This is a genomic window from Nocardioides sp. TF02-7 (assembly GCF_022437945.1).
Lineage (GTDB): Bacteria > Actinomycetota > Actinomycetes > Propionibacteriales > Nocardioidaceae > Nocardioides.
Map to the genome: position 1 here is coordinate 3,213,215 of NZ_CP092535.1, position 15,662 is coordinate 3,228,876.

The 15,662-nt window shown below is 73.7% G+C and carries 16 protein-coding genes, 2 tRNA genes and 2 pseudogenes; 9 read left to right on the plus strand and 11 right to left on the minus strand.

Translation table 11 applies throughout. From position 1 onward, the window contains the following. Positions 1–8 precede the first annotated feature (8 nt). A complete protein-coding gene (locus tag MF408_RS16500) occupies positions 9–419 on the plus strand; it encodes a hypothetical protein (RefSeq protein WP_240248607.1) in 411 nt (136 codons plus the stop codon). Positions 420–452: 33 nt separating this feature from the next. Here MF408_RS16500 and MF408_RS16505 read toward each other — a convergent pair whose 3' ends face one another. Then, positions 453–1,217 (minus strand): DinB family protein, encoded by a 765-nt coding sequence (locus MF408_RS16505; RefSeq protein WP_240248608.1) that lies wholly within the window; start codon positions 1,215–1,217, stop codon positions 453–455. A gap of 162 nt (positions 1,218–1,379) precedes the next feature. Between MF408_RS16505 and MF408_RS16510 the strand changes: the two genes are divergently transcribed. The 3 genes from MF408_RS16510 to MF408_RS16520 all read left to right on the plus strand — a co-directional run bounded on the left by MF408_RS16510 (position 1,380) and on the right by MF408_RS16520 (position 4,022). After that, positions 1,380–2,087 carry a hypothetical protein gene (locus MF408_RS16510; protein WP_240248609.1) on the plus strand — a complete coding sequence of 236 codons (708 nt, stop codon included), beginning with the start codon at positions 1,380–1,382 and terminating at the stop codon, positions 2,085–2,087. A 65-nt stretch (positions 2,088–2,152) separates the two neighbouring features. After that, complete coding sequence (locus tag MF408_RS16515) at positions 2,153–3,097, plus strand: LysR family transcriptional regulator (protein ID WP_240248610.1); 945 nt, start codon at positions 2,153–2,155, stop codon at positions 3,095–3,097. Between the two features lie 91 nt (positions 3,098–3,188). Continuing rightward, positions 3,189–4,022 carry a hypothetical protein gene (locus MF408_RS16520; protein ID WP_240248611.1) on the plus strand — a complete coding sequence of 278 codons (834 nt, stop codon included), beginning with the start codon at positions 3,189–3,191 and terminating at the stop codon, positions 4,020–4,022. Positions 4,023–4,524: 502 nt separating this feature from the next. Here the strand turns inward: MF408_RS16520 and MF408_RS16525 are convergent. From MF408_RS16525 to MF408_RS16545, 5 genes are all read right to left on the minus strand, one after another. Beyond that, complete coding sequence (locus MF408_RS16525; RefSeq protein WP_240248612.1) at positions 4,525–4,908, minus strand: STAS domain-containing protein; 384 nt, start codon at positions 4,906–4,908, stop codon at positions 4,525–4,527. Beyond that, complete coding sequence (locus tag MF408_RS16530; RefSeq protein ID WP_240248613.1) at positions 4,905–5,240, minus strand: ANTAR domain-containing protein; 336 nt, start codon at positions 5,238–5,240, stop codon at positions 4,905–4,907. Before MF408_RS16530 ends, MF408_RS16525 begins: the two co-directional genes overlap by 4 nt. Before the next feature lie 78 nt (positions 5,241–5,318). Further along, positions 5,319–5,909, minus strand: coding sequence for an ANTAR domain-containing protein (locus MF408_RS16535; RefSeq protein ID WP_240248614.1), 591 nt, complete (start codon positions 5,907–5,909; stop codon positions 5,319–5,321). Between the two features lie 90 nt (positions 5,910–5,999). Beyond that, positions 6,000–6,072 (minus strand) — tRNA-Lys (locus MF408_RS16540). An 84-nt stretch (positions 6,073–6,156) separates the two neighbouring features. Further along, positions 6,157–7,740 carry an NAD(P)/FAD-dependent oxidoreductase gene (locus tag MF408_RS16545; protein WP_240248615.1) on the minus strand — a complete coding sequence of 528 codons (1,584 nt, stop codon included), beginning with the start codon at positions 7,738–7,740 and terminating at the stop codon, positions 6,157–6,159. A 55-nt stretch (positions 7,741–7,795) separates the two neighbouring features. Here MF408_RS16545 and MF408_RS25685 point away from each other — a divergent pair, with 55 nt between their 5' ends. Together MF408_RS25685 and MF408_RS25690 are read left to right on the plus strand one after the other, a co-directional pair. Next, positions 7,796–8,722: a penicillin acylase family protein gene (locus MF408_RS25685; protein ID WP_275693202.1), complete on the plus strand. Its 927-nt coding sequence runs from the start codon at positions 7,796–7,798 to the stop codon at positions 8,720–8,722. Continuing rightward, positions 8,670–9,785 carry a penicillin acylase family protein gene (locus MF408_RS25690; protein ID WP_275693489.1) on the plus strand — a complete coding sequence of 372 codons (1,116 nt, stop codon included), beginning with the start codon at positions 8,670–8,672 and terminating at the stop codon, positions 9,783–9,785. The genes MF408_RS25685 and MF408_RS25690 overlap by 53 nt, the downstream gene beginning before the upstream one ends. Positions 9,786–9,805: 20 nt before the next feature. Here the strand turns inward: MF408_RS25690 and MF408_RS16555 are convergent, their stop codons facing one another. From MF408_RS16555 to orn, 3 genes are all read right to left on the minus strand, one after another. Beyond that, positions 9,806–10,717 (minus strand): helix-turn-helix domain-containing GNAT family N-acetyltransferase, encoded by a 912-nt coding sequence (locus MF408_RS16555; protein WP_240248616.1) that lies wholly within the window; start codon positions 10,715–10,717, stop codon positions 9,806–9,808. 94 nt (positions 10,718–10,811) lie between these two features. Beyond that, positions 10,812–10,884 (minus strand) — tRNA-His (locus MF408_RS16560). 51 nt (positions 10,885–10,935) lie between these two features. Next, positions 10,936–11,583, minus strand: a complete 648-nt coding sequence (gene orn, locus MF408_RS16565) for an oligoribonuclease (protein WP_240248617.1) — start codon at positions 11,581–11,583, stop codon at positions 10,936–10,938. Positions 11,584–12,071: 488 nt separating this feature from the next. On the opposite strand from orn, the gene MF408_RS16570 reads away from it, so the two are divergent. The 3 genes and pseudogenes from MF408_RS16570 to MF408_RS16580 all read left to right on the plus strand — a co-directional run bounded on the left by MF408_RS16570 (position 12,072) and on the right by MF408_RS16580 (position 13,983). Continuing rightward, complete coding sequence (locus MF408_RS16570; protein ID WP_240248618.1) at positions 12,072–12,218, plus strand: hypothetical protein; 147 nt, start codon at positions 12,072–12,074, stop codon at positions 12,216–12,218. 3 nt (positions 12,219–12,221) lie between these two features. Next, complete coding sequence (locus tag MF408_RS16575) at positions 12,222–12,953, plus strand: thioredoxin domain-containing protein (protein ID WP_240248619.1); 732 nt, start codon at positions 12,222–12,224, stop codon at positions 12,951–12,953. An 81-nt stretch (positions 12,954–13,034) separates the two neighbouring features. Beyond that, positions 13,035–13,983, plus strand: a pseudogene (locus tag MF408_RS16580) (adenosine deaminase). A gap of 161 nt (positions 13,984–14,144) precedes the next feature. Here MF408_RS16580 and MF408_RS16585 read toward each other — a convergent pair. Further along, positions 14,145–14,896: pseudogene (locus tag MF408_RS16585) on the minus strand (HAD-IIA family hydrolase). A 99-nt stretch (positions 14,897–14,995) separates the two neighbouring features. Beyond that, positions 14,996–15,637: a hypothetical protein gene (locus tag MF408_RS16590; protein WP_240248620.1), complete on the minus strand. Its 642-nt coding sequence runs from the start codon at positions 15,635–15,637 to the stop codon at positions 14,996–14,998. Positions 15,638–15,662: the final 25 nt, after the last annotated feature.

Here is a 15,662-nt window from a genome sequence, read left to right on the forward strand (position 1 = left end):
TCGCTCCCGTGGCCCCCGCACAGAAGTACACCGACGAGCAGCTGCTCCGAGCCCTGCGCCGGGCGGCCGAGGTCGACGGGGTCAGCCGCCCGATGACGCAGGTGCGGTACGACGAGCTCCGGGTCGCGTTCGACGGCCCGAGCGGGTTCGCGGTCATCCGCCGCTACGGCACCTGGCGCGCCGCTCTGCAGGCCGCCGGCCTGCCGGCCAACCGGGCGAGCGCCCGGCGTCCGAACTGGACGGAGGCCGAGCTCCTCGAGTGGCTGCGGCGCTTCCTCGCCCACCCGACCGCCGGCAGCTCCTACAGCGCCTACGTCGCCTGGGCCCAGACCACCCGCGACGCCCCCAGCGGCCCGACCATCCGCAACAAGTTCGGCAAGTGGTCGACCGCGGTGGCCGCGGCCGCGGGAGAGGACTGACGGGGCTGACCGGCCCCCGCCGGGACGGGTGCGTCACACCTTCTCGAGGTCGCGGAGGGCGTAGCGCAGGTGGTCCCACTCCTCGTCGAGGATCACCTGCAGGCAGTCGAGCACGGTGACCTCGTCCTCGGGGGCCCACGGGTCGGGACGGCGCTCGGCGAGCGTCTCCGGGGTGACGTCCGCGAGGAAGTCGCGGACCATCGCCTGGTGGTCTGCGCGCACCGCGAGCACCTCGTCGTAGGACGCGGGCTCGCGGAAGATCGAGGTGTCGAAGCCCTCCTCGGCGTACTCCGCGAACGGCTGGCCGATCGGGTGGAACGGCTGCTCCTGGCGGAGGACCGCCCCGTGCAGCCAGGCGTTGGTGGCGAGCACCAGGTGCCGCAGCGTCTGGGAGAACGTCCACTCGCCGTCGACCGACACGTCCTCCCGGCCCCGGGCCGTCTCGACGGCCGCGGCCCAGGCGGTCTCGACGGCCGACCACGCCGAGCGGAGACCGGCCGGGTCGGAGGCCGACCGGAGCCCGCGTCCCGGGAAGAGCCGGTCGAGCTCGGCCTCGACGTAGGGCACCACGTCGACCCCGTTGACGACCAGCGGTGCGTAGGGCAGGTCGTGGGAGTCGATGTCGAGCCCCGCCACCTTGACGCCGCGCATCACCGCTCCGGCGAGGTCGGACCGGATGAAGCGCGAGCCGCGGAGGTCCTGGCCGATGAAGTCCATCCCCGCACCCTGCCACCGGCCGCCGACACCGCACCAGACCCGTCGCCGGCACAGCTGGGGCGGGGAGCCGGTGACGCACACGGACCTCGTCGCCACAAACGCCGTCCCGGTCGATCCGGATGGCCCGTTCGGACTAGGCCCGCCGCCCGCCCGGCCCCGATCGGGCCGGATCCGCCCGGTCGCCTCAGCTCTGGGGTCCCATGGCCGTTGGGGTGGACGAACACCGAGGAGGAGAGGGCCGAGTTGAGCAGCTACGTGGAGGCCTACCTGGGGCGCCTGCAGGGAGGCGCCGCCCGCACGGGCCGGGAGCTGGCGCCGATCTCCGACCGCAACCGCGCGGTGCGCCTCGTCGAGAGCGATGCCCGCAGCGTCGAGAGCGGCTTCGCCGCAGGGGTCCTGACCGTCGAGGACGGCAACCGGGTGCGCACGCTCGACCCGCGGCAGGGCACGGCCCGGCTGGTCGAGGGCGACCCGGCCCACCTGTGCTGGGAGCGCCTGCCGCAGCTGGCGGCGTACGTCGACCTCCTCGGCGCCGGCTTCCCGCCGGGCGCCCTCCGGTTCGAGACACCGGAGTCCGAGCTGCGGCTCGACCTGGCGGCGGTCGACGACGACGGCCGGGTGCTGGTGCTGGGGGAGGCGAAGGCCGAGCCGCTCCAGCTGGCCAAGCTGGAGGCGTTGGTGCAGACGTTCGAGGGCGACCCCGGCGCCCGCTCGTGCGCGACGCGCGACGGCGACGCGCACCGGCTCGCCCACCGGCTGTGGGCGACGCGGGCGCCGTACCTCTGGCTGGTGGCCGCGGGCGCCCGACGGGCCTTCCGCGTCCACTACGGCCGGACGTTGCGGCTCACGGCGCAGGAGGCGCTGCCGCACGCGGCCGACCTCTGGCCCTACGGGTGCGACGGGGCCACGCCGGCCGTGGCCCTGCCCGGCTCCGAGGCGATGACGGCCTGACCAGATCCGGGACGGGTGGCCGGCTCCTCGGTGACCAGGCGACGAGGTCCCGCTAGGTTGAGCCGATGGCGAAGGCGGTGGACGTGCCCGCGTTCACGATGAACCAGCTCGCGGTGTTCGTGGCAGTGGCGGAGGCGGGCACCATCTCCGCTGCGGCGGAGCGGATGCACGTGTCGCCGTCCGCCGTCTCGGCGGCGATCACCGAGCTCGAGCGGGCCCTGCGGGCGGACCTGGTCCACCGGCAGCGGGCCAAGGGGGCCCGGCTGACGCCGACGGGCGAGCAGGTGCTGGCGCGGGCGCGCGCCCTGCTGCACCAGGCCTCCGAGCTGGCCGCCGACGCCCGCGGCGAGGGCGTCAGGCGCGGCCTCACCGGCACGATCCGGCTCGGCAGCTATCTCTCGCTGGGGCCCTCCGTGCTGCCGGGCCTGGTCTCCACGTTCCTGGACACGCACCCCGAGGTCGACATCGAGATCTCCGAGTCCACCCAGGACCAGCTGACGGCGGCGCTCGAGGACGGCCGGCTCGACCTGGCGCTGATGTACGACGTCCACATCAGCCCGGCGCTCCGCTCGGTGCCGGTCACCCGCTGGACGCCGACCGTGACGCTGCCGGCCGGACACCGGCTGGCCGGTGGCCGGCCGATCCGTCTCACCGAGCTCAAGGAGGAGCCGCTGGTCCTGATCCAGGCGCCGCCGTCGGACGAGTGGATCCTCGCGCGCTGCGCCGACGCCGGCTTCGAGCCGGTCATCCGCTACCGCGTGCGCAGCTACGAGACCGCCCGCTCGCTCGTCGCCCGCGGGTTCGGCTGGACCATGCAGATCCAGCGCCCGCGCAACACCACGTCGTACGAGGGCCTGGAGATCGTCTCGGTGGAGGTCGCCGAGCCGCGGGTCGAGCCGGTGGCGGTGCTGCTGGCAGCGGCCCGGGACTCGATGCTCAACCGGGCCGCCCGCACCTTCGTGACCCACGCCACCACGCTCGAGGAGCACCCGGCGGGATTCGTGCGCTGAGCCGTACGTCGAGCGCTGCCTTCTGCACCAAACCCGTGGAGGCAGCGCGGGTTTCTGCGCTTTTCCGTCACTCGATGTCACAGGAAACTAGGTGGGTGAGCGTGACCCCCACCTGTTCCAGCGGCTCTTCGACGACGACTCGGTGTCGTCCGGCGGGGTGCCCGTCGCGGACGCGTTGTCCCAGCACGAGCGCGACCGCGGCGCCCCGTTCCGCGCCATGATCGGGTCGCTCGTCGTGCCGGCAGGTGCGCTCGACGAGGTCGCGGCGATGACGAAGGAGGACGCGCCCGGTTCGGTGGCCATCACCCTCCGGGTCGCCGAGCCGGCCGCGGCCGAGGCCGCGGTCGCCGCCGTCGCGGACATCGCCGCGGTGCGGCTCGAGGCGCTCGACGTGGCGCTTCCCGACGGTGTCGAGCCCGGCTCCGTGGTGCCGGCCCTGACCTTCGCCGGCCGGCCGGCCAGGACCCACGTCGCGCTTCCGTACGACTGGCGCAGCCGCTCCCTGGTCAAGGAGCTCGCCGGCACCGGCCTCGGCGCCAAGCTGCGCGTCGGCGGCCGGGCGGGTCAGCGGCCGTCGGACGAGCTGGTCGCGGCGTCGCTGGTGGACATCGCGCTCGCGGGTGTGGCGTGCAAGGTGGTCGGCGTCGACCGCGGTCTGGCGGACGCCGTCGCCAGGCCCGGCTACGAGCGCACCGGGGTGCTCAACCTGTTGGTGGCGGCCGACGCCGCCTGCGACGGGGCGGACCAGGACGAGATCGTGCAGATCCTGCGCGCCGGCGACTCGGGCCTGATGGACGCCGTGCTGTTCCTCGACCCCGCCGTGCGCGAGGTCCTCCAGGTGGTCGGCGTCGTCGACGTCGACGGTCTCGTCGACGACCTCGTGCACCACGGGCTGGTGCCGGTCGACCACCAGCAGGTGTCGTAGCCGCCAGCCGCCACCGCGGCCGATCGGCGGGTCCGCCGGTGACCGCCTCAGGACATGGATGCGCCCGCAGGCGTCTCGGGTCACCTGCGGGCGCTGACAGAAGTATGCACGCTCAGGCGCCGTTGTCCAGGGTTTCGGCGGAACTCGTATCGGGAACCGCCGGGTGCCGCTCGTCGCGGGCTGTCAGCGACGACCGATCACGACCGCGGCGACGACGGCCGCGGCGGCGATGAGGGCGAGCATCAGCCCGCCCGTCCACAGCCAGGCGTCGCGGTCGGCGCACCACCTGATCCACTCCGGACTCTCCCACGTCGCCTCCTCGCCGGCGAGGATAGTCGCTCCCCCGGTGAGGGCAGCCGGTGAGGGGCGCAGAGACGTGAGAGCGCCCGCGGGCGTCTCGGGTCACCAGCGGGCGCAGGTCAAGTCTGCACGGATCCCGGCGAAAGTCCAGGGTCCGCGACCGATCCGTGGTCGGATCTCGTCCGGAGGAGGTGAGGAGGCGTCAGCGGCGGAGCAGCCGCCTGGCGACACCGGTCATCTCGATCAGGCTGGCGACCCGCGGCGGCGTCGCGTAGAGCACGAGGTCCTTGCCCGCCGTCGCCAGGCGGGTCGCGGCGTCCTCGATGCCCTGCAGCCCGCTGACGTCGCAGAACGTGAGGGCGCCCAGGTCGAGCAGCACCATCGTCGCCGGGCAGTCGGCGTCCGCGACCGCCCCGAGCGCGTCGTGGAGGCTGTGCACGGTGTGGCTGTCGAGGTCGCCCGCCAGCCGGACGAGCGGCAGCGACGGGCTGTAGCGGATCCTGATGTCGAGGCCGCCGCTCAGCTCGTAGGGCTGCTGGTCCTCCGGGCCGGTCGGCTGCGGCGGTGCCTCGTCGTGCACGCTCATCGCACGCTCTTGAGCCGGGGGCCCGGGCCCCGCGGGCCGACCGGCGGCGAGGAGGCGTCGAGGGCCAGCTCGATGCGCGCGCGCAGCGCGCTGTCCCACGTGACGGCGTCCGGGTCGCCCGAGGCCGCGTCGACCAGGGTCTTGGCGACCGCGAACAGGGAGTGACCGGTCTCGGAGGCCCAGAGGCGCAGCACGTCGAAGGCGTGGTCCGGACCGATCCGGTAGCGCAGGATCAGGATGCCCTTGGCCTGCTCGATGACCACCCGGTTGGCCATCGCACGCCGGCGCGAGCGCTCGTGGAGAGGAAGCAGGGACGAGGTCGTCGGTGCCATGGGGAGCTCCTCGTTGAGCTCGGTTGCGGCTGATCGCCGCCGGCTGATCTCCCAACCACCCTCAAGGTAAAGGCGATGTCAAGACCGTCGGTCGTCCGGCCGTTCCCCCGCGGTGCGGGCCACGATGTCCGTCGCCACCTCGCGCAGCTTGCGGTTGGTGTTCTGCGAGTGCTGCCGGAGCAGGTCGAACGCCTGGTGCGCCCCGCAACGCTGCTGTGCCATCAGCACGCCGATCGCCTGGTCGATCACCGTCCGCGACGACAGCGCGGCGGTCAGCTGGTCGTTGAGCCGGCGCAGCTCGGCTTCCCGCACGGCCAGCGCGACGACGGGCGCCGCGAGGGCGGCGTACGACTCCATCGCCCGGGTGTACGCCGGCTCCAGCGGCCGCTGGGCGTCGTCGGCGTAGACGTCGAGCCGGCCGTCCACGCCGGCCGCCGACAGCGGCACGGTCCACGACGGCGTCCACGGCACCGGCCCGTCGGCGCTCGAGACGGTGAGCGGCCGGCCGGACACCTCGACGGTGACCGCGGCGACGCACGGCTCGGCGACCAGCTTGCCGGCCAGGACGGCGACCCCGGCGAGCACCTCCTCGAGCCGGTCCGCGCGCAGCAGGAGGTCGTGCAGGGTGCACACGATCTCGCTGCGCTCGACGCTGTCGTCGCGGTCCATGCCTCCTCCCGGTCCAGTGGTGGAGAGGTACCCACTCAACGACGACGAAGGCCCCGGACCGGCGTCTCGCGCTGGTCCAGGGCCTTTCCGTACGCCATCAGGGACTCGAACCCCGAACCCGCTGATTAAGAGTCAGCTGCTCTGCCAATTGAGCTAATGGCGCCCGTTGTCCGGCTGCGCTCGCCGCGCACCGAAGCGACATCGATGTTAGCAGCGGCCGGTGGCGAGGAGGAAATCGCGGGGCGCGCTAACGGCTCTCCAGCACCGCCCGGGCCGCGTTGTGGCCGCCGATGCCGGAGACGGCACCGCCGCGGCGTGCCCCGGAGCCGCAGAGCAGCACCGACGGGTGGCCGGTGTGGACGCCCCAGCGCTCGGCCGGGGTCTCGAGCCGGGCCCGGTTCGGCGCCCACGGCCAGTCGAGGTCGCCGTGGAAGATGTGGCCCCCGGGCATGGCGAGGTCGCGCTCCACGTCCTGCGGGATCTTCGCCTCGATGCAGGGCTCGTCGGCGGCGTCGCGGGCCACGCACGACTCGATCGGGTCGACGAGGTGCTCGTCCAAGGAGGCGATCGCGCGCCGCACGGCCTCCGCCTTGGCTGCCTCCGGGTCGGCGTCGAACAGCGACGCCGGGGTGTGCAGGCCGAAGTAGGTCAGGGTGTGGGTGCCGGGCGGCACGTCCCCGAGGATCGAGGGGTCGGTGAGGGAGTGGCAGTAGACCTCGCCGGGGAGCGGGTCGGGGAGCCGGCCGGAGGCGGCCGCGCCGTAGGCGGCCAGCAGCTCGCCGTAACCCTCCGCCAGGTGCAGGGTGCCGGCGAAGGCCACCTCGGGGTCGACCCCGGAGCGCAGCCGGGGCAGCCGGTCGAGCAGGAGGTTGACCTTGAGCTGGGCGCCCTGCGGCTTGGTGGCGTCGTCCTGCGGCTCGCCGAGCAGGATCCGCAGCACCCACGGCGCGACATTGGCGAGCACGACGCCGGCCGTGACGCCGTGCTCGGCAGCACCGTCGTGCCAGCGCACCTCGGCGCCCGCGTCGGCGGCCCCGCCCGCGCCGGGCACGATCCGGCTGACGCCGGCGCCGGTGACCACCTCGGCGCCCGCCTCGGTCGCGGCGCGCGCCAGGGCCTCGGTGACCGCGCCCATCCCGCCGACGGGCACCCGCCACTCCCCGGTGCCGTTGCCGACCAGGTGGTAGAGGAAGCACCGGTTCTGCACGAGGGAAGGGTCGTGCAGCGACGCGAAGGTGCCGATCAGCGCGTCGGTCGCGACGACGCCGCGCACGGTGTCGTCGGTGAACCGGCGCTCGATCGCCTCGCCGAGGGGCTGCACGACGACGTCGCGCCAGGTGACCGGGTCGACCTGCGCCTGCACCTCGCGCTCGCGCGGCAGCGGCTCGAGCAGCGTGGGGGCCACGACCCAGCCCAGCCGCGCGACGTCGGCGTAGAACGCCCGCCAGGCGTCGTACTCCCGGTCGGATCCGGTGAGCTCGGCGAAGGAGCGCCGCGTCGCCTCGCCCTCCTCCCGCTCCACCAGCAGGCCGCCGTGGCGGCCGTCGCGGACCACTGGTGTGTAGGAGGCAGTCGGGCGCGAGACGAGCGAGATGTCCAGCCCGAGGTCGGTCACGACCTGGTCGGGCAGGAGCGAGACCAGGTAGGAGTAGCGCGACAGCCGCGTGGGCCGGCCGTGGAAGGCGGGAGCACTCACGGCGGCCCCGCCGACGTGGTCGAGCCGCTCGAGGACCAGGACCGACAACCCGGCCCGCGCCAGGTAGGCCGCGGCGGTGAGGCCGTTGTGCCCGGCGCCGACGACGACGACGTCGTACGAGGAGCGAGTGGTCACCTTGCGACCCTAGTCCAGCGAGCCGTCGCCGCCCTGCCCGGTAGCCTCCTGCGTCGTGGCCCGGCTCTACCGCGACGCGTACGGCGTCCCGCACCTGCGGGCGGACTCGGTGCAGGGCCTGGCGAGGGCGCAGGGACGGGTCACCGTCCTCGACCGCGCCTGGCAGGTCGAGTGGCTCCGCCGCCGGGCGACCGGCACCACCGCGGAGGTGGCCGGCGAGGCCGGTCTGTCGTGGGACCGCTTCTCGCGGCGGATGCGCACGGTCGAGACCGCGCGTCGGGCGTTCGAGACGTGCACGCCGGAGACGCAGGCGCTCGTGACGGCGTACGCCGACGGCGTCAACGAGGCGCTCCGCGAGCTCGACCCCGCGTCGGTGCCGGAGCTGGTGGAGCTGCGCCGCTCGGCCGGGCTCGAGCGGCCGGGGGAGTGGGAGCCGTGGACGCCGCTGGCGACCTTCCTGGCCCAGCACCTGCTGTTCGCCAACCTCGGCGGAGCGCTCTGGAAGCGCCTGGTCGACGACGTGCTCGGTGCGGACGCCCGGCTGCTGTCGCACCAGCACCCGACGGCCTCGGGCAGCAACGCGTGGGCCGTGGGCGGGGGGCGCACGGCCACCGGCCTGCCGCTGATCGGCGGCGACCCGCACCGGGTCATCGAGCAGCCCGGCGTCTACCAGCAGGTGCGACTCGCGTGCGAGGACCCGGACGACTCCTTCGACGTCGTCGGCTTCACGTTCGTCGGCGTCCCCGGCGTGCAGCACTTCGCGCACGCCGGCGAGGTGGCGTGGGCGATCACCAACGCCTGCGCCGACTACCAGGACGTGAGCGAGGAGGCGGTGCCGCCGCGCGACGTGCTGTCGGCGCGGACCGAGCAGGTCAGCGTGCTCGGCGGGGGCGCCGGTCGAGCTCGAGGTCGTCGAGACCGAGCGTGGCCTGGTCTTCGAGGACGGGCTCGCCGTGCGCACGACCTCGTGGGAGCTCGGTGACCTGGGGTTCGACGCGCTGCTGCCGCTGCTGCGGGCGCGGAGCGTCGACGACGTCGACCGGGCGCTCGACCTGTGGGTCGAGCCGGTGAACAACGCGGTCATCGCCGACCGGGCGGGGACCGTGCGCTACCGGATCGCCGGGCGGGTGCCGGTCCGCTCCGCCACCGGCGCCTGGACCGGCTGGCTCGACGACCCCCGCCGCGCAGACGCCGGGCCGGACGGGCAGGTGGTGACGGCGAACGAGTGGCGCGGCCCCGAGAGCGACGCGGTCGGCACCGTCTTCGCCGCCCCGTACCGCGCCGACCGGCTGCACGCCCTGCTCGACGGACGCACCGGCCTGACCGGCGCCGACTTCCGGGCGATGCACGACGATGCCTGGCTCGCGACGGTGCCGGTGGTGGCGGCGCTCGTGCCGGGCGCCTTCGACGACTTCGACGGCGTGATGGACGCGGGGTCGCCGCAGGCCGCGCGGTACGCCGCGTTCCGCACCGCGCTCGTCGCCAGGATCGCCGGCGAGCCGGTGTTCGCACCGCTGCACGACCCGCCCGAGCGGCACCGGCACGAGGCGGTGTTCGCGCCGTGGCTCGACGCGACCTACCGGATCGGGATCGCGCTGCCGCGGCTCGCCAACGAGGCACTGGCCGGCGGCAAGCCGTTCGGGATCGACGTGGTCGCGCACGCCGAGGCCGCCCTGGCCGAGGTCGACGACCGGCCGGTCCACGCGACCTGGGGCGAGACGCATGTGCTCGACCCGGTGCACGGCCTGGGGCTGCTCACCGGCTACGACGGCGACGACCTGCCGCGGGTCGGGCTCTCCGGCGACTCCGACTGCGTGCGCTGCTGCGCGTCGTACCCGGCGATCACCGACGAGTGCAGCCGCGGCTCCGTCGCCCGCTACGTCTGGGACCTCGCCGACCGCACCGCCGGCGGCTGGGTGGTTCCGACCGGGGCGAGCGGCCTGCCGGACGATCCCCACCACCACGACCAGCTGCCGCTGTGGGCGGCCGCCGAGCTGGTCGCGATCGTCACCGACTGGGACCTCCTGGTGAGGTCGTCAGGGTGAGGGTGACCCCTGGACCACCCTCACCCTGACGATCCACCTGACGACCCCAGGTCCTTGGCGAAGAACGCCTCGGCGTAGGGGTTGTCGTTGTAGCGCTCGATCCGTGTGTAGCCCGCCCGCTCGTACATCGCGATCGCCTCGAGCAGCGTGCCGTTGGTGTCGAGCACGACCCGCGTGAAGCCGCGGCCGCCGGCGGTGCTCTCGAGGTGGCGCAGCATCCGCGATCCCAGCCCGGCGCCACGCCAGCCCGGGTGCACCCACATCCGCTTGATCTCCGCCGTGCGCCCGGCCCCGGCGCCGGCGTCGAGGTGGGGAAGGGGACGGATGCCGCCGTAGGCGACCGGTTCGCCGTCGGAGGTGGCCACGACGTACGTCGCGCCCGGCTCGGGCGCGTCCGGTCCGCCCGGGTCGAAGCCGGTGGGGAAGCGTCGGTCGAGCTCGGAGAAGTAGCGGGCGGTCGCCTCCTGCGCGGCAGGGTCGTCGGGGCCGACCTCCCGCAGCCGCACGGTCGCCGCGCGCACCAGGAGGTCGGCGGTGGCGAGCGCGTCGGCGAGGCGGTCGCGCTGGCGGGCTGTCAGCGGCGTGACCAGGCGCGCGGCCAGCTCCTCCGACCGGTCGTCGAGCTCCTGGCGGGCGTCGCGGCCGGCGTCGGTCAGCCGGACCACGCGTCGCCGCTGGTCGCGAGGATCGGGGGAGGTCGTCACCAGCCCGTCCCGCTCCAGCCGCCGCAGCATCCGCGACAGGTGCCCGCTGTCGAGGTCGAGCCGCTCGCGCAGGTCGCGCACCGTGGACCCGTCGGCGGCACCGACCTCGAAGAGCAGCCGGCTCACGGCGAGCGGCCGCCCGGTGCCGAGGAACGACTCGTCGAGGACACCGATCCGCTGGGTGAACGTGCGGTTGAAGCGGCGCAGGACCGCCGTCGTCGAGCTCACGATCTCTGACTCTAGTCAGAGAAACGGTCGACCGCCATGGCTGAAGCCAACAACGACGGGAGCCGGACCCCAGCGGGGTCCGGCTCCCGGACAGGGTGAGTGACGGGACTTGAACCCGCGACCACCTGGACCACAACCAGGTGCTCTACCAGCTGAGCTACACCCACCATCGGCTCCGGTCCGCCACCGGCGTCCGGGCCGGGACGAGTGTAGTGCCCTCAGTGCCCGGCGGCAGAATCGGTGTCGTCCACCGGGAGGCCCAGGCCGGTGATCGAGCCGCCGTGCCGCTCGGCCGCGACCTTGGCGGCGACCTTGTCGGGACCCGGGAGCGGCACGAAGATCGTGTCGCGGTAGTAGCGCAGCTCCTCGATGCTCTCCTGGATGTCGGCCAGCGCCCGGTGGTTGCCGCGCTTGGTGGGTGCGCCGTAGTAGGCCCGCGGGTACCAGCGCCGCGCCAGCTCCTTGATCGAGCTGACGTCGACGATCCGGTAGTGGAGGAACGCGTCGAGCCGCGGCATGTCGCGCGCGAGGAACCCCCGGTCGGTCGCGACGGAGTTGCCCGCCAGCGGCGGCCGGCTCTCCGGGGGGCAGTGCTCGGCGATGTAGGCCATCACCTGCTCCTCGGCCTCGGCGAGGGAGGAGCCGGTCGCGAGCTGGTCGAGCAGCCCGGAGGTCTCGTGCATGTTGCGGACGAAGTCGATCATCTGGTCGAGCGCCTCGGCCGGGGGCTTGACGATGATGTCGACGCCGTCTCCGAGCACGTTGAGGTCGAAGTCGGTCACGAGCGCGGCGACCTCGACAAGCGCGTCGGTGCGCAGGTCGAGACCGGTCATCTCGCAGTCGATCCACACGAGTCGCTCGTTCACGGGTTGCACCCTAGCCCGTGGCGCCCCCCGTCTCTCAGGAGCGGTTCAGGCCGGTGTCCTAGGCTCGGCGATCATGGGTCACGGTGTGCACGGGTGGCTGGGCCTGGTCGCCCGGTTGGTCGCCGGGGGCGTCTGGCTGGTGGCCGGTGCGCTCAAGGTCACCGACCCCGCGGGCAGCATCGCCGCCGTCCGCGCCTACGAGCTGTTGCCCGGCTCGCTGGTCGAGCCGGTCGGCGTGGCCCTGCCGGCCGTCGAGATCGTCGTCGGTCTCGCCCTGGTCGTCGGCGCCTTCACGCGCGGCGCCGCGGTCGTGTCGGCGCTGCTCTACGTCGCGTTCATCGTCGGGATCGCCTCGGTGTGGGCGCGCGGCATGGAGATCGACTGCGGCTGCTTCGGCGGCGGCGGGGCGGAGGAGGGGGGCCTCCTCGTCCTACCCCTGGGAGATCGCGCGCGACGCGGCCCTCCTGGCCGCCTCGCTCTACGTCGCCGTGCTGCGGCGCACGCGGCTGGCGGTCGACAACGTGCTCTTCCCGGAGCGGACCGACGACCCGGAGCGGGACCGCCCGGACCACACCGAGCCCACCGATCCCACCGGGCTGATCGAGCCCATCGAGCCCATCGAGCGGAGAAGCTGAGAGATGTCGAAGTCCAAGGCCAAGGCCAACGCACGTGCGGCCAGGGCCGCCGAGCTCCGCGCCGCGCAGGCGAAGGCCGAGCAGCGGCGCCGGCTCCTCATGATCGGCGGCGTCGTCGCCGTGCTCGTGCTGATTGCGGCCGTCGTGGTTATCGCGACCGTGTTCAACCGGGACAAGGTCGAGGCCGGCTCCGCCGGCAGCCCGTACGGCGTCACGATCGGCGACCCGGAGGCCGACCACGAGGTCGTGATCTACGAGGACTTCCTCTGCCCGTTCTGCGGCGACCTCGAGCGGGCGACGGCCGACGACCTCGAGGAGCTCGCGGCGGACGGGAAGGTCTACGTCGAGTACCGCCCGTTCGACCTGCTGAGCGGGCGGTTCGGGGACTACCCGATCCGCGCCGCCAACGCCTTCGCCGTGGTGCTGGAGGAGGTCGGTCCCGAGGAGGCGAAGCGCTTCCACGACATCCTCTTCGCCAACCAGCCGGCCGAGGGCAGCGACTACCCGACCGACGACCAGCTGGTCGAGTGGGCCGTCGAGGCCGGCGCCGAGGAGAGCGCCGTCCGGGCCGGGATCGAGAACCTCGAGCAGGAGGAGTGGGTCGAGGACGCCACCCGGGCCGCGGCCGACGCCAACGTCCAGGGAACGCCGACCGTGATCATCGACGGTGAGCAGGTCTCCGACTACTCCTCGATCGACGACCTCGCCGACCAGATCATCGAGGCCGTCGAGTGAGCCGGCTGCGCGACGGGTTCGTCGCGGGGGCTGCCTAAGGCCGAGCTCCACGTCCACCACGTCGGCTCGGCGTCACCGCGGATGGTGAGCGAGCTGGCCGCCCGGCACCCCGGCACCGTGCCGTCCGACCTCGACGAGCTGCGCGAGTTCTTCGCGTTCCGCGACTTCGCGCACTTCATCGAGGTCTACCTCGCCGTCGTCGACCTGATCCGCACGCCCGAGGACATCCGCTACCTCACCTACGAGGTGGCTCGCGAGCTCGCCGAGGCGCAGTCGGTGCGCTACGCCGAGCTGACGTGCACGCCGTACACCTCGGTGCTGCCGGACGACCCCGACCGCGGGATGCCGATCGAGGCCTACTCCGAGGCGATCGAGGACGCGCGACGGGCGGCCGAGCGGGACTTCGGGCTCGTGCTGCGGTGGATCTACGACATCCCCGGCGAGTTCGGTCTGCCGGCCGCCGACGCGACCCTGGGCTTCGCGCTCGACCACGCGCCCGACGGGCTGGTCGCGTTCGGTCTCGGCGGCCCGGAGGTCGGCGTGCCGCGCCCTGCAATTCAAGCCGGTCTTCGACCAGGCCCGCGCGGCGGGGCTGCGGTCGGTGCCGCACGCGGGGGAGACCACCGGCCCGGAGACGGTGTGGTCGGCGCTGCGCGACCTCGGCGCCGAGCGGATCGGCCACGGCACGTCGTCGGCGCAGGACCCCCAGCTGCTCGCCCACCTCGCCGAGACCGGCATCCCGCTCGAGGTGTGCCCGTCGTCCAACGTGGCGACCCGTGCGGTGCCCTCGCTGGCCGAGCACCCGCTCCCGCGGTTCGTCGAGGCCGGGGTGACCGTCACCATCAACTCCGACGACCCGCCGATGTTCGGCACGACGCTCAACCGGGAGTACGAGGTCGCCGCCGACCTGCTCGACCTCGACGAGGCCGGCACCGCCGAGCTGGCTCGCGCGGCGGTGCGCGCGTCGTGGGCGCCCGACGAGGTGCGCCGGCGGCTGCTGGACGAGATCGACGACTACGTCGGCGGCTGAGAGCCCGGAGAGACGCGCAGGCCCCGCGGGCTCATACTCCGCGGGGCCGTCCTCTTTCTACGGCGCCCGCGGCGTGCGCCGTCGGAGGCGCGCCGTCCCACCGTCGATTAGGTGCTTCCGCACCGTCGAGTGGGGGCTCGTGCAGCGTCGAGTGGGGGCTCTCAGGCGCCGGTGACCATCGGCACCACGTCGGCGATCGAGTTGACCACCATCGTCGGCCGGTAGGGGAAGCGCTCGACGTGGTCGGGCCGGGTCGACCCGGTCGACACCAGGATCGTGCGCATCCCGGCCTCCAGGCCGCTGATGATGTCGGTGTCCATCCGGTCGCCGATCATCACCGTGGTCTCGGAGTGGGCCTCGATCCGGTTGAGGGCGCTGCGCATCATCAGCGGGTTCGGCTTGCCGATGAAGTACGGGTTGCGACCGGTCGCGGTGCTGATCAGCGCGGCCACGGAGCCGGTCGCGGGGGAGCATCCCCTGCGGGCTCGGGCCGCTGGCGTCGGGGTTGGTGGCGATGAACCGGGCGCCGGCGTCGATCAGCCGGATCGCGCGGGTGATCGACTCGAACGAGTAGGTCCGGGTCTCCCCCGAGCACGACGTAGTCGGGGTCGCGCTCGGTCATCACGTAACCGACGTCGTGCAGTGCGGTGGTCAGGCCGGCCTCGCCGACGACGTACGCCGACCCGCCCGGGCGCTGCTCGGAGAGGAACTGCGCCGTCGCGAGCGCCGAGGTCCAGATCGCCTGCTCCGGCACGTCGATGCCGCTGCGGAGCAGGCGCACCCGCAGGTCACGCGGGGTGTAGATCGAGTTGTTGGTCAGGACGAGGAACGGCACCTCGTGCTCCTTGAGTGCGCCGATGAACTCGGTCGCCCCCGGGATCGGGTCCTCCTCGCGGACCAGCACCCCGTCCATGTCGGTGAGCCAGGTGCGGACCGCTCGCGTCTCAGTCACGCCGCCATTGTGGTGCACGGGCCGGGAGCCGCGCGCCCCCCGACGCGCTGGCCTCGCGGCTCAGTCACCGCGCTCCGCCCGGGCGGTCAGGTAGGAGCGCTCACGGAGCCGCACCACCCACGGGTACTGGTCGAGCCCGGGCAGCTGGTGGAGGACCGGGTCGAAGGAGACGTCGGCGGTGTCGTCGAGGGGCTCGCCGAGGATCAGCTTGCCGAGCGGCACCCACCCGCCGCCGACCCGCGCCCAGAACAGCGCGTACCCGATGTCGCCCGTGCGCCGGGCGCCGATGACGACCGGGCCGGCGGCAGTGCGGTAGGGCAGAAGGGTCGTGAGCGGTCGGTCGCCGGACCAGCCCGGGAACAGCAGGTGGCGGGTCAGCCGGTCCCACCCGGTGTTGGCGAGGAGCAGGTCGGCGTACCCGTCCTCCTCGAGCTCCATACGCAGCGCCAGGCCCTCGACGTCGGGGAGGACACGGGGAAAGCCCACGGCCCTGGACACCCGGACGAGGACGTCGTGCTCACCGGGCCGGTCGAGCCACGGCACACCGACCAGCTGCCGGGTGCCGTTGCGCACCAGCCGGCCGGCGCGGAGCTGCCCCTCCGGGTGCAGCGGCTTGTCGGCCGGGCGGGCCTTGGCGAGCCCCAGGGTCAGCACGGAGAGCACGCGACCGGCGGTGTCGGAGGCGGCGGACAGCACGGGCATGACGGGCGGGTACCCGCTGCCGGCG

Excerpts from the sequence above, each read along its gene's own strand:
- MF408_RS16515 (WP_240248610.1), top strand. The coding sequence starts at position 2,153 with ATGGCGAAGGCGGTGGACGTGCCCGCGTTCACGATGAACCAGCTCGCG.
- MF408_RS16525 (WP_240248612.1), bottom strand. The coding sequence starts at position 4,908 with ATGAGCGTGCACGACGAGGCACCGCCGCAGCCGACCGGCCCGGAGGAC.
- MF408_RS16530 (WP_240248613.1), bottom strand. The coding sequence starts at position 5,240 with ATGGCACCGACGACCTCGTCCCTGCTTCCTCTCCACGAGCGCTCGCGC.
- MF408_RS16535 (WP_240248614.1), bottom strand. The coding sequence starts at position 5,909 with ATGGACCGCGACGACAGCGTCGAGCGCAGCGAGATCGTGTGCACCCTG.
- MF408_RS16575 (WP_240248619.1), top strand. The coding sequence starts at position 12,222 with ATGTCGAAGTCCAAGGCCAAGGCCAACGCACGTGCGGCCAGGGCCGCC.
- MF408_RS16590 (WP_240248620.1), bottom strand. The coding sequence starts at position 15,637 with ATGCCCGTGCTGTCCGCCGCCTCCGACACCGCCGGTCGCGTGCTCTCC.